Origin of the sequence: Devosia sp., from assembly GCF_017744655.1 — a bacterium.
Lineage (GTDB): Bacteria > Pseudomonadota > Alphaproteobacteria > Rhizobiales > Devosiaceae > Devosia.
Genome location: NZ_JAGIAW010000005.1, coordinates 137386 through 150749, shown reverse-complemented (window position 1 = coordinate 150749; position 13364 = coordinate 137386). Strand labels below are relative to the sequence as shown.

Genomic DNA, 13364 nt, shown 5'->3' with positions numbered 1-13364 from the left:
AGCCAAACACCCCCTCCCAGCCTCCCCCTTGATGGGGGAGGCTGGGAGGGGGTGATCCCGCGCTCGATTCATACATTCAAATGTAACGTTCTAACATACCAAAAGGACCAAGAGATGCGTCGTATCTTTACCTCCCTTCTGCTCGCCACGGCTTTGACGGCTCCGGTTTTGGCCGATGATGTCACGGCCTGGCGGCTGTTTGTTGCCGATCATGCCGAGGGCAGGGTGACGGCACTGGATGCCATCAGCGGGGATACGCTGGGCACATTTGCGCTGAAGGGGCCGGCGTCGCTGGTTGCGGGTGCATCGGGCGAGGCGGTGTTTGCCGTGCAGGGGGCGGCCAATCAGGTTTCGGCCATTCGCTCGGGCATTGCCATCGAGGACCATGGCGATCACGGCGATATCGAGGTTTCGGAGCCGACGCTCGTCGAGGCGGTGATCTCAGGCGAAAAGCCGGCGCATTTTGTCGAGCATGGTGGCAAGGTCGCGCTGTTCTTTGACGGTTCGGGCAAGATCGATCTCTTCAGCCCGCATGAATGGGCGGATGAGGGCAAGATTACCGCGAGCCAGCTCGACAGCGGCACGCCGCATCATGGACTGGCTGTGCCGTGGGGGGATTTCACGCTGGTTTCGACGGCTAATGCCGAGGACGAGAAGAAGCCGCGGGTTGGGCTCAATGTGCTTGATGCTGCGGGCAATCTTGTGGGCGAAACCCATGCCTGCCCAGATCTTCATGGCGAGGCCGCTTCGGGCAATCTGCTGATCGTCGGTTGCGGCGATGGGGTGCTTGTTGTTTCGGGTTCCGGCGAACCGAAGGTGACCAAGCTCGATTATGCCGGCCTGCCGGAGGGCAAGACCACGACGCTGATCGGCGGGCGGGGGATGCAGTATTTCCTTGGCAATTATGGGGCAGACAAGGTGGTGATCATCGATCCCGCCGAGGCTGCACCCTATCGGCTGGTCGATCTGCCGACGCGGCGGGTGCATTTCGTCACCGACTCCGTCCGGCCGAAGTTCGCTTACATTTTTACCGAGGACGGGTTCCTGCGGCAGCTCGATGTGGTGAGCGGCGAGTTGGTCCAGTCGGTGAAGGTGACGGAACCTTATTCGATGGATGGCGAATGGAGCCTGCCGCGGCCGCGGATTGCCGTGGCGGGTGACCAGGTTGCGGTGACCGATCCGCTCAAGGGTGTGGTGCATCTGGTGGATGTGGCTGATTTTGCCCTCGCGGGTGAAATCGCGGTCGAAGGCGCGCCCTACAATATCGTCGCCATTGGCGGCTCGGGCAGCCAGCACTGACCGCAAGCCCTGCCGCCGCCCCCGGCGGCAGGGCATTTTCATTCTGGATAGAGACCATGGCCCTCAAGAAACTTCCCGTCACCGTGCTGTCCGGCTTTCTCGGCGCGGGCAAGACGACGCTGCTCAATCACATCCTCAACAATCGCGAAGGCCGCAAGGTCGCGGTCATCGTCAACGACATGAGCGAGGTCAATATCGATGCCGCGCTGGTGCGTGATGGCGGCGCCGATCTCAGCCGCACCGAGGAAACGCTGGTCGAGATGAGCAATGGCTGCATCTGCTGCACCCTGCGCGACGATCTGCTTGCGGAGGTGACTCGGCTCGCGGGCGAAGGGCGGTTTGATTATCTGCTGATCGAATCGAGCGGCATTTCCGAGCCGTTGCCGGTGGCGACGACGTTCGACTTTCGCGATGAGCGCGGCTTTTCTCTGTCCGACCTGACGCGGCTCGATACCATGGTGACCGTGGTCGATTGCGCCAACCTGCTTAAGGATTATGCCTCGTCGGATTTTCTCAGGGATCGCGGCGAGACGGCGGGGGAGGGCGATGAGCGGGCACTGGTTGATCTGCTGGTGGAACAGATCGAATTCGCCGATGTGGTCGTGCTCAACAAGATTTCGACGGCCTCCGAAGGCGACCGACAGGCGGCGCGGACCATTATCAAGGCGCTCAATCCTGGGGTGCGGATTATCGAGACGGATTTTGGCGTCGTGGCGCTGGGCGATGTGCTCGATACCGGGCTGTTCAACCTTGAGGTGGCCGAGAGCAATCCGCTCTGGTTCAAGGAGTTGAATGGCTTCAAGGATCATGTGCCCGAGACCGAAGAATATGGGGTGCGCTCCTTCGTCTATCGGGCACGCCAGCCGTTCAATCCGCTGCTGCTCGACCGGTTTCTGAAAGAGGCTTGGCCGGGTGTCATTCGGGCCAAGGGCTTCTTCTGGCTCGCGACGCGGCCGCATTTCGTTGGGGAACTGAGCCAGGCGGGAGCGTTGGTGCGCACGCAGCGCCGAGGCCATTGGTGGGCGGCCGTGCCCGCGCAGCGCTGGCCGGATAACAAGGAATGGCGCGATGCCATGGCGCCTTATCTCGACGCCATCTGGGGTGATCGGCGGCAGGAACTGGTGTTCATCGGCACCGACCCGATGAGCGAAGCCGAGATCAGGCGGCGGCTCGATGCGTGTCTGGTGCCCGCGCGGACGATGGTGCCGGATGCCTGGGCGCGGTTGCCCGATCCGTTTCCGGCGTGGTCCTGACTATTTCAATGGTCCCTTGAAGATGAAGAGCGCGCCCAAGCCGATGAAGCCAAAGCCGATGGCGTGGTTCCAGGTGAGTTTTTCGCCGAGATAGAAGACGGCAAAGAGCGCGAAGACCGAGAGGGAGATGACCTCCTGAATGGTCTTCAGCTCGGCAGCCGAATAGACGGCGCTGCCGATGCGGTTGGCGGGGATCGCCAGCCAATATTCGAAGAAGGCGACGCCCCAACTGATCAGCACCACGGCCCAGAGCACCATGCCATGGTATTTCAGATGCCAATACCAAGCGAAGGTCATGAACATATTGGAGGCGATCAAGAGCCCGATGGGGGCGAAGGTAGCAAAATTGAAGCCCAAGGCTTGCTCCGACGGCAGACCGGATAATTCCGGCCGCCTCTATTAGCACTGCAATTGGCCTAGAGAAGTGGGCAATTTGCGGGTGCCCTATGCGAAACCCGAAGTGGAGCTGGCCGGCCTAGCGCGCATGTTTGGTGGGCTGCTCGAGAGCAAAGATCTCGTCGCTGAGATTATCCACCTGCTTGCGGATCAGGGCCTGGGCGTCATAGAGGCCGCGATTGTAATAATAGGCGCCCATCTTGTCGGCGAAGAACTGCATCAGCATTTCGGCCGGAATGGCACCGATGGACTGGTCGAGTTCCTCGCGAAAATAGTCCTGGATTTCGCCAACGATGGCCTTGGTTTCTTCTCGGTCGAACTTGATCGGCTTCATGGAAAACTCCTTCAGCTCCGGTTCATAGCGCGAGTCGCCAATTGTCGGCACGCACAAGCTCGGCCAGAATGACGTCGCTTGAGGAGGACATTTCATGATCGCCCGGATTTCGCTGCTTGCCCTGAGCCTGGCCCTTATTGCTGTGCCGACTGTCGCCAAGGACAAGGTGAAAGCAGCGCCGGACGCGCCCAGGGTCGTTTCCTGCGATGGCGTTTTCGGGCCGAAAAGCTCTGACGCGCTGGTGCGGGAAACCTTTGGCGAAGACAATGTGGAAACGGGCACGGTCTATGGCGTCGAGGGCATCGAGTTCCTAGCGACGACGGTCTATCCCGACGACCCCGAGCGGGTGATGCAATTCAGCTGGTGGGACGAGGAAAAGCTCGAATATCTCAGCTCCGTGGAACTGGCACCGAGCCAGGAGACCCCGGCCGGCGTCAGGATCGGCATGAGCGTCGAGGAAGTTGAAGCCATCAATGGCGAGCCTTTCACCATTGGCGGCTTCTGGTGGGACTATGGCGGCGGGGCCGTGTTCGAAAAGGGCGCGCTGGCCAATCCTGAGACTGGTTGCGGCTTCTGGATTCGCTTTGCGCCCAAGGATGAATACCCCGAAAGCGTGGATGTCACGCCGGTATCGGGCGAGGTGACGGTGCGGTCGTCCGAACCGCTGCTGGAAACGCTCGATGTGCGCGTGCAGTCGATCAATCTCGGCTATCCATGGCCGGAGGAACTGCCGCAGCCGGAATATTGAGGCGGGAGCGACATGCACAACACGATCATCTATCTCATCGGCCACTATGGCGTGGGCAAGCTCACGATCGCAAACCGGATCACTGCCGTGACCAGCGCGCGGCTTTTCGACAATCACCTGGCCAATAATGTCATTTTCTCGCTGATCCGCGAGGATGGAGGGTCGAAGATCCCCGATGCGGCATGGGACCTGATCATGACCATCCGGCGCCAGGCTTTGACGGCCATGGCGGAAATCGCCGCGCCGCAGGCAAGTTTCGTGCTGACCAATGCGCTGATGGAGGGCGATCCGCTCGATCGCCTGGCCTATGACGAAGTGGTGGCGACGGCGGAACGGCGGGGCAGCACTTTCGTGCCGGTATTCCTGTCGGCTTCGGATGCGGCGCATGCCGAACGCATTCCTTCGGCCGATCGCGAAGCACGGCTCAAGATGACCGATGCTGCGGGCGCCGAATTGGTCCGGCACTCAAGGCCGCTTCTGGCTGTCGAGCACGCCAATCGGCTCGATCTCGACACGACTGATCTGCCCGCCGAAGAAGCGGCGCAGCGGGTGATAGCGCATGCTGCTGCTCGGGCGCTCAACAGGTCGATTTGAGCGAGACGATCAGCGGCTGGACGAGGTCATCGAGTTTGGGACGATCCAACTGCGCATATTCGAGCCGGATGGCGGCATAGCCCGCGCCGTCGCAGAGCTGAATCATGTGCTGCTGCAGCACGCGGCCGGATTTGGTCGCTGACCAGGTGGCCCAGCTCGGCGTCGCCGATTGCGCCATGACGCCCCAGCCGGCTTCGGTGTCCGACGCAAAGCGCGCATTGGCTTCGGATTCGAAATCCGGTTCGGCAACGAAAGAACCGCCCCAGGCGGTGAGTTTTCCGACGCGGCCGTCAAGGAGGAAGACCTGGCCATCGCCATTTGCGCTTTCCCCCTGGCCTTCGAAGCCGGGAGGGATGTCGAGCTCGTAGCCATAGCGGGTATTGGCGTAATAGCCCCAGGGTATCTGCGCGATGGCAGGGGCGGCGAGAGCGAACACGGCGATGATGGCGAGGAGGTGACGCATGGGCAGAGACTGCCTGCGTCGCGGAGGGGCGGCAAGGGCGTTGTTCCCCGCGGCGGTCCTTCCTGTAGCCTTCATGGTGAGGTGCTTTACAGAGCAAAAGCCTCGAACCACGAGGGCGTGGCGCGATGGCTCCACTCACTCGACCTCGTGGTTCGAGGCTTCGCTGCGCTCCGCACCTCACCATGAGGTCTTCAAAGGAGTAGGGGTCGGCTAACGACCTAAATTACCACGATCCCGGCATGCTTGGCCTTGTTTTCCGGCTCGACATGGATGGTGATCTGCAGATCGCTGACTGCCTCACGCAGCTTGGCTTCGATGCCGTCGCAGATGGTGTGGGCGGCTTCGACGCTCATGGCACCGGGCACGACGAGGTGGAAATCGATGAAGGTCAGCTTCCCGGCCTGCCGCGTGCGGATGTCATGGGCCTCGATGGCACCATCGGCGTTCTGGGCGATTACTTCGCGGATAGTTTTCTGGGTTTCGGGCGGTACGGCGACGTCCATCAGGCCGCCGACGCTTTCGCGGATGACGCCCCAGCCGGACCAAAGGATGTTGAGCGCGACGAGCGCTGCCAATATCGAATCGAGCGCCGCTATGCCGGTTGCATAGACGAGGACGAGGCCGACAATGACGCCGATGGTGGAAATGACGTCGGTCACCAGGTGCTTGGCGTCGGCGATCAGGGCCGGCGAGCGCACACGGGTACCATAGCGGCGCAGGTACTGGGCCCAGCCGACATTGATCAGTGTCGCGAAAATGCTGACGGCGAGGCCTTCGACCGGTGCGTCGGGCAGTTGCGGCTCAAGGAAACCGAAATAGGCTTCGCGCAGGATGAGGATGGCAGCCACGATGATCATGACGCCGACAAGCACGGCCGAGAAATATTCGGCCTTGTGATAGCCATAGGGCAGGGACGCATCAGCCGGCCGCTGCGCGAGGCGCACCGCGATGAGGGCCAGGACGGCGGTGACGACATTGACGATCGATTCGAGTGCGTCGGAATAGAGCGCGATCGAGCCGGTCAGATACCAGGCGAGAAACTTGAGGCCGAGCACGACAAGGCCAATAGCAAGACTGGCCGCCGCGATTGCGAGCGTGCGGTTGTTGATAGCCATGTCGTTGAGTCCCCATGCGGTTCGTCATGGGGCCATAGCGGGAATGCAGATTGTCCGCAAGTCATTGTATTTGCGAGTGATTTTCAGAAGCATTTGTATCTGCACCGGGCGCTGGCAAGCCCTTGATTGCACAGGCTCTTCTCTCAGGCGTCAGCCAGAGGCGGCTCGCCCTTCAGTGTGAATGGCAGCCCTGCAGCAACGAAATAGACGTCGTCGCAGACCTCGGCGAGGCGCTGGTGGGTTGATCCCGCGAGATCGCGAAACGTGCGGGCCATGGCGTTTTCGGGCATGATGCCGAGGCCGACTTCATGGGTGACGAGGATGACCTTGGCGGTCTGGAATTCGAGCAGCGTGGCGCAGAGTTCGCCGACGGCCCGCGATACGTCCATGCCGGTCAGGAGCAGGTTGGTGATCCAGAGGGTGATGGAATCGACCAGAATCACATCGCTCTCGCGGCCTTCTTCCAGGATCGCGTGGGAAAGCTGCGTCGGTTCCTCGCGGGTGGCAAAGCGCGCGGCGTCGCCAGCGACACGGTCGCGCATTTCTGGATCGAGGGCTTCCGCGGTTGCGAGATAAAGCGGGTGCCTGCCGGTGCGCAGCGCCAGGCGTTCGGCAAAGGCCGTCTTGCCCGATCGGGCGCCGCCCAGAACCAGTGTGTGGCGCATGGGATTTTCTCCTTGGCGAATGCTGCAAGCCTCATAAAACCCGGTTGAGGGGTCAGGCGTTCCCATATCGATTGCACTGGGGCGGAAAGCAGCTATGCGAAACCTGCTCTTGGCTGGTCGTTTTTGTCCGATATGCTACTTTCGTCTTAGCGTCTTTCGCATTATGGTCCGCGCCGAAATGACACCTTAGGGTGTGGCTCTGCGTCGGGTAGGGCAATGTCCATCCCGACGATGTGCTGAGCCCATCCCCCTTATGGAGAGACTGCGTGCCCCGATATTATCTTGGCGTCGACGGCGGTGGCACCAATTGCCGCGTACGTTTGGCCGACGAGAATCTGGTGACGCTGGCCGAAGTGAAAAACGGCCGTTCCAACTTGCAGATCGATGCCGGTGATCCCGCCTATAAGGCGATCAGCGACGGCACGCGTGATGTGTTCAAGGCTGCCGGTGTCGATTATGCGCAGACGGCCAATACCTATGCCTGTTTCGGCATGGCGGGTGGGCGCATGGATACGGCGCGCGCTGAGTTCGCCGCGCGGCCCTGGCCCTTTGCGGGCGTAAAAGTTTACGACGACATCGACATCGCCCATGCGGGCGCCTTGGGTGGCGGCGAGGGTGGCGTTGTCATCATCGGCACCGGCTCGGCGGCCATGTCGATCGTGGGCGGCAAGCGCTATCAGGCCGGCGGCTGGGGTTTTCATATCGGTGACCAGATGTCGGGCGCGATTCTCGGCCGGGAACTGGCGCGCTACACGGTCGAGGCCGAAGACGGCCTTGCCGAGAGCTCGCCGCTGACCAAGGCGGTAGCTGGGGCACTGGGTGGCGACAACCAGGGCATCATGACGTGGTCGTTTGCGACGGCGATGGACCTGAAGCTTCTGAGCGACGATGGCACCGAAGGGTGCGACGATGCGCTGATTGGCCGGGCACCGGGCGAATATGGCAAGCTGATGCCGCTCTGGTTCGACTATCTCGAACAGAACGACCCGGTGGCCTTAAAACTGCTCGACGTGCAGATGGGCTATATCGACACCTATGTGCGCTGGTTCAAAAGCCATGGCGCCGAGGTGATGGCCATTGTCGGCGGTCTCGGTCAGCGCCTGTTCCCGCGGCTGACCGAACGCTATGGCAATTTCGTTGCCCTGCCGCAATTCGAACCCCTGCATGGCGCTGTTCTTCTCGCCAAGCAAAATTTCGCCTCGAACTAGGGACTACGCCCAGTGTCCAGCCGCATCATTCCTGTCCAGCCTTTCGACTACGTGGTGTTCGGCGCCACCGGCGACCTGACCAAGCGCAAGCTTATTCCCGCGCTCTATCACCGCTTCAAGGACGGCCAGTTCGACGAACAGAGCCGCATTATCGGCGCTTCGCGCACGAAGCTGACGGAAGCCGATTTTCAGAAGTCTGTCCGCGAGGCCATCGGTCAGTTCGTGGAAAAGGACTATCAGGATCAGGGCACCATCGATCGCTTCGTCGATATCTGCACCTATGTGCCGGTCGATGCGACAAAGCCTGACGAGTCCGGTGATCTGGGCAAGGCGCTGCGCAACGATTCCAAGATCGTGCGCGCCTTCTATCTCGCCGTGGCGCCGGATCTGTTTGAGCCTATCGCCGAATATCTTTCCAAGAAGAAGCTGTATCGCCGCGACGCGCGCGTAGTGATCGAAAAGCCTCTAGGGCACGACCTGGAATCGTCCAAAGCGATCAATGATGGCGTCGACAAGATTTTCAAGGAAGATCAGGTCTATCGCATCGACCATTATCTCGGCAAAGAGACGGTGCAGAACCTGCTCGCCCTGCGCTTTGCCAATACGCTCTTCGAGCCGGTCTGGAACTCGGCCCATATCGACCACGTGCAATTGACCGTGGCCGAAAGCGTCGGCGCCGGTACGCGTGGCTATTATGACGAATCCGGCGCGCTGCGCGACATGATCCAGAACCACATGCTGCAGCTTCTCTGCCTCGTGGCCATGGAACCGCCGGCATCGGACGAAGCCAATGCGCTGCGCGATGAAAAGCTGAAAGTGCTGCGGGCGCTACGCCCCATCACCAATGGCGAAGTCAGCAAGAACACGGTGCGCGGCCAGTATCGCGGCGTGAAATCGGAAACCGTTTCGGTGGCTGGCTATCAGGACGAACTGCCCGAGGACAAGAAGGGCAGCCGCACCGAGACCTTTGTGGCCATGAAGGCCAATATCGACAACTGGCGCTGGGCCGGCGTGCCGTTCTACCTGCGCACCGGCAAGCGCATGGCCGAGCGCGTTTCGGAAATCTGTATCCAGTTCAAGCCCATTCCGCACTCGATCTTCGATCATGCCGAAGGCGCGCCGCGCCCCAACAAGCTGATCATGCGCCTGCAGCCCAATGAGGGCGTCAAGCTCATGATGATGATCAAGGATCCGGGTCCGGGCGGGATGCGCCTGCGCGAAGTGCCGCTGAACCTTTCCTTTGCCGAGACTTTTTCGGAGCGCACGCCGGAAGCTTATGAGCGCCTGCTCATGGACGTGATCCGCGGCCAGCAGACGCTGTTCATGCGCCGCGATGAGCTCGAGGCGGCCTGGATGTGGGTCGATCCGATCCGCGAAGCCTGGGACCGTTCGAGCGAGCCGCCGCAGAGCTACACTGCAGGTACCTGGGGCCCGAGCGGCGCCGTGGCCCTGATCGAGCGCGATGGTCGCTCCTGGTATGAGGGCCCTCTCTCGTGAGCATCGATCGCCGCAGCTTTGCCGACAAGCCGACCCTCGCCAAGGAACTGGCCGAGGCCATTGCCGACCGCATCCGCAATGCCATTGCGGAGCGTGGCGAAGCGGCGATTGCTGTAAGCGGCGGTTCGACGCCCGGCAAGTTTTTTGCGGCGCTCGGCAAGATGCGGGATATCGACTGGACAAAGGTCGTCGTGACGCTCGTTGACGAGCGTTGGGTCGACGAAACCAGCGATCGTTCCAATGCGCTGCTGGTCAACGAGAAGATGTTGCAGGGCCCGGCCGCGGTAGCGCGCTTCTTCCCGCTCTATTCGGGCGGCGATGAGCCCAACGCGGAACAGGTGGCCAAGACCAATGCGCTGGTCTCAACGCTGCCAAAGCCTTTTGCGGCGGTGATCCTCGGCATGGGCAATGACGGGCACACGGCCTCGTTCTTCCCTGGTGGCGATACGCTCGATGAGGCGCTGAAGGCGCAGGGGCCGACCCTCGCCATTCGCGCCCCTGGTGCCGGCGAGCCGCGCATTACCTTTACGCTGCCGCGTCTCCTTGAGACCGACGGCCTCTATCTCCACATCGAAGGCGACGAAAAGGCCGCGGTGCTGGACAAGGCGCTGGGCGATGGTCCCATTGAGGATATGCCTATTCGCGCCGTGCTGCGCTCGAATGCGCCGCTAGCTATTTACTGGTGCCCGTAAAACCCCTGGAGCGGTCCCCAATCGACCGCTCCGGCCGTTGAACGCTTACCAGTCATCGATGCAAGGAATACCGTGCCAGCGGCCCCCCTTTGGCGCGTCCTTGCCCTATAGGAGCGTAGAACCATGACCGTCCGCCAGGCTATCCAGGACGTGACCGACCGCATTGCGGCCCGCAGCCGCGACACGCGCCGCGACTATCTCAATCGCCTCGATGCCGCCCGCGAGGCCGGCGTCTATCGATCGACCCTCTCCTGCGGCAATCTCGCCCATGGCTTTGCCGCCTGTACGCCGTCCGAAAAGGCGGCTTTGGCCGGCAACAAGACACTCAATCTGGGCATCGTCACCAGCTACAATGACATGCTGAGCGCCCATCAGCCCTATCAATTCTATCCCGACATCATCAAGGAAGCGGCGCGCGAGATCGGCGCAACGGCTCAGGTGGCGGGCGGCGTGCCGGCCATGTGCGACGGCGTCACCCAGGGCATGCCGGGCATGGATCTCAGCCTGTTCTCGCGCGATGTGATCGCCATGGCGACGGCCATTGCTCTCTCGCACAATATGTTCGACGCAGCGGTGTTCCTGGGCATTTGCGACAAGATCGTGCCAGGCCTTGTCATCGGCGCGCTGAGCTTTGGGCATTTGCCGGCCGTGTTCATTCCGGCGGGGCCAATGCCTTCGGGTCTGCCCAATGACGAAAAGAGCAAGGTTCGCCAGCTCTATGCCGAAGGCAAGGTGGGTCGCGCGGAACTGCTCGAAGCCGAGAGCAAATCCTATCATTCAGCGGGTACCTGCACCTTCTACGGCACCGCCAATTCCAATCAGATGCTCATGGAAATCATGGGATTGCATCTGCCGGGCGCCAGCTTCGTCAATCCAGGTACGCCGCTGCGCGATGCCTTGACCCGTGAAGCGACCAAGCGCGCCCTCTCGCTGACGGCCCAGGGCAATGATTATACGCCCATCGGCCACATCATGGACGAGAAGGCTTTCGTGAATGGGCTTGTGGGTCTGCACGCGACGGGCGGCTCGACCAACCACACCATGCACCTCATCGCCATGGCCGCTGCTGCCGGCCTGCAGGTGACCTGGGACGACATGAGCGACCTCAGCGATGCGACCCCGCTCCTTGCCCGCGTCTATCCCAATGGCGTTGCCGATGTGAATCATTTCCACGCGGCGGGCGGCATGGGTTTCCTCATGCGCGAACTGCTCGACGATGGCTATCTCCACGACGACGTCAAAACCGTCTGGGGTAGCGGGCTCTACAACTATACCGTTGAAGCCAAGCTGATCGACGAGAAGCTGGCCTTTGAACCGGCGCCGGCCGAAAGCGCGCTGCCAAAGGTGCTGGCCAGCGCCAAGACGCCGTTCCAGGCGACGGGTGGCCTGAAGCTCCTTACGGGCAATCTTGGCCGGTCGGTGATCAAGGTTTCCGCTGTGAAGCCGGAGCACCGCGTGGTCGAGGCGCCGGCACGTGTCTTCCACAGCCAGGACGGGCTGCAGGCGGCATTCAAGGCCGGCGAGCTGACCGGCGACATGATCGCCGTGGTGCGCTTCTCCGGCCCCAAGGCCATCGGCATGCCGGAACTGCACAAGCTGACGCCCTCGCTCGGCATCATGCAGGATCGCGGTTTCAAGGTGGCGCTGCTTACGGACGGCCGCATGTCGGGCGCGTCCGGAAAAGTGCCGGCGGCAATCCATATGACGCCGGAGGCCAATGATGGCGGTCCGATCAGCAAGATCCGCGATGGCGACATGATCCGGCTCGATGCCAATGAAGGCACGCTGACCTTCCTGGGCGATGAGAAGGAATTCTTCTCGCGCACGCCAGCCAGCGAAGACCTGCGCCCCTCGCACCATGGCATGGGCCGCGAACTGTTTGCCGGGTTCAGGAGCCTTGTCGGCGTCGCCGATCGCGGCGCGAGCGTCTTTAACTAGGCAGTTCGCCGACATAGCGGGCGCGCGGCCTGATCAGCGCGCCCGTTTCTATCTGCTCGAGTGCATGGGCCAACCAGCCGACACAGCGGGCCAGGGCGAAGATCTGTAGCGGCGCGTCGTCGGGCAGGTCATGCGCGGCAACGAGGGCGGATAGGGCGAAGTCGATATTGGGCTTTTCGCCGCTGAGCCTTTCGCCGACTTCGGCCAATTCCGAAAAAAGCGCCGGGACGGTGAACGTCTCCATCAGAGCTGGTGCGCGCACGTCATGGTCGGGATAGAGCCGGTGCCCGAAACAGGGCAGGGGGCGACCCTGGCGCAATAGGCCCGAAATGGCTGTCTCGACCCCGTAGCGTTTTGCGTCGCGTACGAGCGCGCCGATGCTGAGGCTGGCCGTGCCATGGAGTGGGCCAGAGAGGGCGGCAAGGCCTGCGAGTACGGCGGCCGCGAGCGGCGCGCCGGTGGAGGCGGTGACGCGGGCGGCGAAGGTCGATGCGTTGAGTTCGTGTTCGGCGAGAAGGACGAGAGCGCAGCGCAGGGCATTGGCTGCTTCGGGACGTTGCCAATGCGCGGCGAGGCGTTCGTGGACTGGGCCGACGCGCGCGCCGGTAATGGCGGCGGCGACGAGGGACACGACAAGCGTGGCGTCCTTGATGAGGACGCTGCGTGCACGGCCGGAAGGTGGCATCTGGGTAGCGGCGAGTTCTGCTACCTGCCGATAACAGGCGATGAGGCCGGTATCGGCGCCCGTCGTGGTCATGGTGCCGAAATCGACTGGGACCAAAGTGCTCCAGAGCAGCATGGCCATATCTTCGAGCGTAGCCGATTTGGAGAGTGCCGCGGCGTCCTGGCCGCGGATGTAGAAATGGCCATTGGCGACAGTTGAAATGGCCGTGGAAAGAACCGGCTCGCCCCAGGCGATGCTTTCGGCGGCCACCGTCGTCGCTGGGCGGCGGCCCTTTTGGCGGGCTGCGAGGCGCTCGACATCGTCTTGCCGATAGAGGCTGCGGCGCGGGTCTTCCGGGTCCGGTCGGGCCGCGATACGGCCACGGCTGACATTGGCATAGAGCGTCTGCGGCTTGGTGCCGAGGAGGGTAAGGGCGGCTTCCGCGGATATCCAGCTCATGGCGTCTCACATTGATCAATTGTATCAAGATTGACGTCA

The 13364-nt window shown here is 62.1% G+C and carries 14 protein-coding genes; 8 read left to right on the top strand and 6 right to left on the bottom strand.

Going from position 1 to position 13364, the window contains the following annotated elements:
- The first annotated feature begins 114 nt into the window (after positions 1-114).
- Both aztD and J7557_RS11590 read left to right on the top strand, forming a co-directional pair.
- Positions 115-1299 (top strand): zinc metallochaperone AztD, encoded by a 1185-nt coding sequence (gene aztD, locus J7557_RS11595; RefSeq protein ID WP_291420222.1) that lies wholly within the window; start codon positions 115-117, stop codon positions 1297-1299.
- Positions 1300-1355: 56 nt separating this feature from the next.
- A complete protein-coding gene (locus tag J7557_RS11590; protein ID WP_291420221.1) occupies positions 1356-2552 on the top strand; it encodes a GTP-binding protein in 1197 nt (398 codons plus the stop codon).
- Here the strand turns inward: J7557_RS11590 and J7557_RS11585 are convergent, their stop codons facing one another.
- On the bottom strand, positions 2553-2909 hold the full coding sequence (locus tag J7557_RS11585; RefSeq protein WP_291420220.1) for a DMT family protein: 357 nt from the start codon (positions 2907-2909) through the stop codon (positions 2553-2555). It abuts the gene before it with no gap.
- A 118-nt stretch (positions 2910-3027) separates the two neighbouring features.
- The gene (locus J7557_RS11580; RefSeq protein ID WP_291420219.1) at positions 3028-3282 is read right to left on the bottom strand and encodes a DUF2164 domain-containing protein; all 255 of its coding nucleotides are present in this window, start codon (positions 3280-3282) and stop codon (positions 3028-3030) included.
- A gap of 94 nt (positions 3283-3376) precedes the next feature.
- Between J7557_RS11580 and J7557_RS11575 the strand changes: the two genes are divergently transcribed.
- Positions 3377-4030, top strand: a complete 654-nt coding sequence (locus J7557_RS11575) for a hypothetical protein (protein ID WP_291420218.1) — start codon at positions 3377-3379, stop codon at positions 4028-4030.
- Between the two features lie 12 nt (positions 4031-4042).
- Positions 4043-4624 (top strand): hypothetical protein, encoded by a 582-nt coding sequence (locus J7557_RS11570; protein WP_291420217.1) that lies wholly within the window; start codon positions 4043-4045, stop codon positions 4622-4624.
- Here J7557_RS11570 and J7557_RS11565 read toward each other — a convergent pair.
- The 3 genes from J7557_RS11565 to cobU all read right to left on the bottom strand — a co-directional run bounded on the left by J7557_RS11565 (position 4608) and on the right by cobU (position 6867).
- Positions 4608-5087 (bottom strand): hypothetical protein, encoded by a 480-nt coding sequence (locus J7557_RS11565; protein WP_291420216.1) that lies wholly within the window; start codon positions 5085-5087, stop codon positions 4608-4610. The two genes, J7557_RS11570 and J7557_RS11565, sit on opposite strands and share 17 nt — an antisense overlap.
- 218 nt (positions 5088-5305) lie before the next feature.
- The gene (locus J7557_RS11560) at positions 5306-6202 is read right to left on the bottom strand and encodes a cation diffusion facilitator family transporter (RefSeq protein ID WP_291420215.1); all 897 of its coding nucleotides are present in this window, start codon (positions 6200-6202) and stop codon (positions 5306-5308) included.
- Positions 6203-6345: 143 nt separating this feature from the next.
- Complete coding sequence (gene cobU, locus J7557_RS11555; protein WP_291420214.1) at positions 6346-6867, bottom strand: bifunctional adenosylcobinamide kinase/adenosylcobinamide-phosphate guanylyltransferase; 522 nt, start codon at positions 6865-6867, stop codon at positions 6346-6348.
- A gap of 266 nt (positions 6868-7133) precedes the next feature.
- On the opposite strand from cobU, the gene J7557_RS11550 reads away from it, so the two are divergent.
- The 4 genes from J7557_RS11550 (at position 7134) to edd (ending at position 12202) form a co-directional block, all read left to right on the top strand.
- Positions 7134-8075 (top strand): BadF/BadG/BcrA/BcrD ATPase family protein, encoded by a 942-nt coding sequence (locus J7557_RS11550; RefSeq protein ID WP_291420213.1) that lies wholly within the window; start codon positions 7134-7136, stop codon positions 8073-8075.
- A gap of 12 nt (positions 8076-8087) precedes the next feature.
- Positions 8088-9572: a glucose-6-phosphate dehydrogenase gene (zwf, locus tag J7557_RS11545; RefSeq protein WP_291420212.1), complete on the top strand. Its 1485-nt coding sequence runs from the start codon at positions 8088-8090 to the stop codon at positions 9570-9572.
- Positions 9569-10264: a 6-phosphogluconolactonase gene (pgl, locus tag J7557_RS11540; RefSeq protein ID WP_291420211.1), complete on the top strand. Its 696-nt coding sequence runs from the start codon at positions 9569-9571 to the stop codon at positions 10262-10264. The genes zwf and pgl overlap by 4 nt, the downstream gene beginning before the upstream one ends.
- A gap of 123 nt (positions 10265-10387) precedes the next feature.
- A complete protein-coding gene (edd, locus tag J7557_RS11535) occupies positions 10388-12202 on the top strand; it encodes a phosphogluconate dehydratase (protein ID WP_291420210.1) in 1815 nt (604 codons plus the stop codon).
- On the opposite strand, the gene J7557_RS11530 is transcribed toward edd, so the two are convergent.
- Entirely contained in the window at positions 12195-13325 is a 1131-nt protein-coding gene (locus J7557_RS11530) for a citrate synthase (RefSeq protein WP_291420209.1), read from the bottom strand. The genes edd and J7557_RS11530 overlap by 8 nt on opposite strands.
- Between the last annotated feature and the right edge of the window lie 39 nt (positions 13326-13364).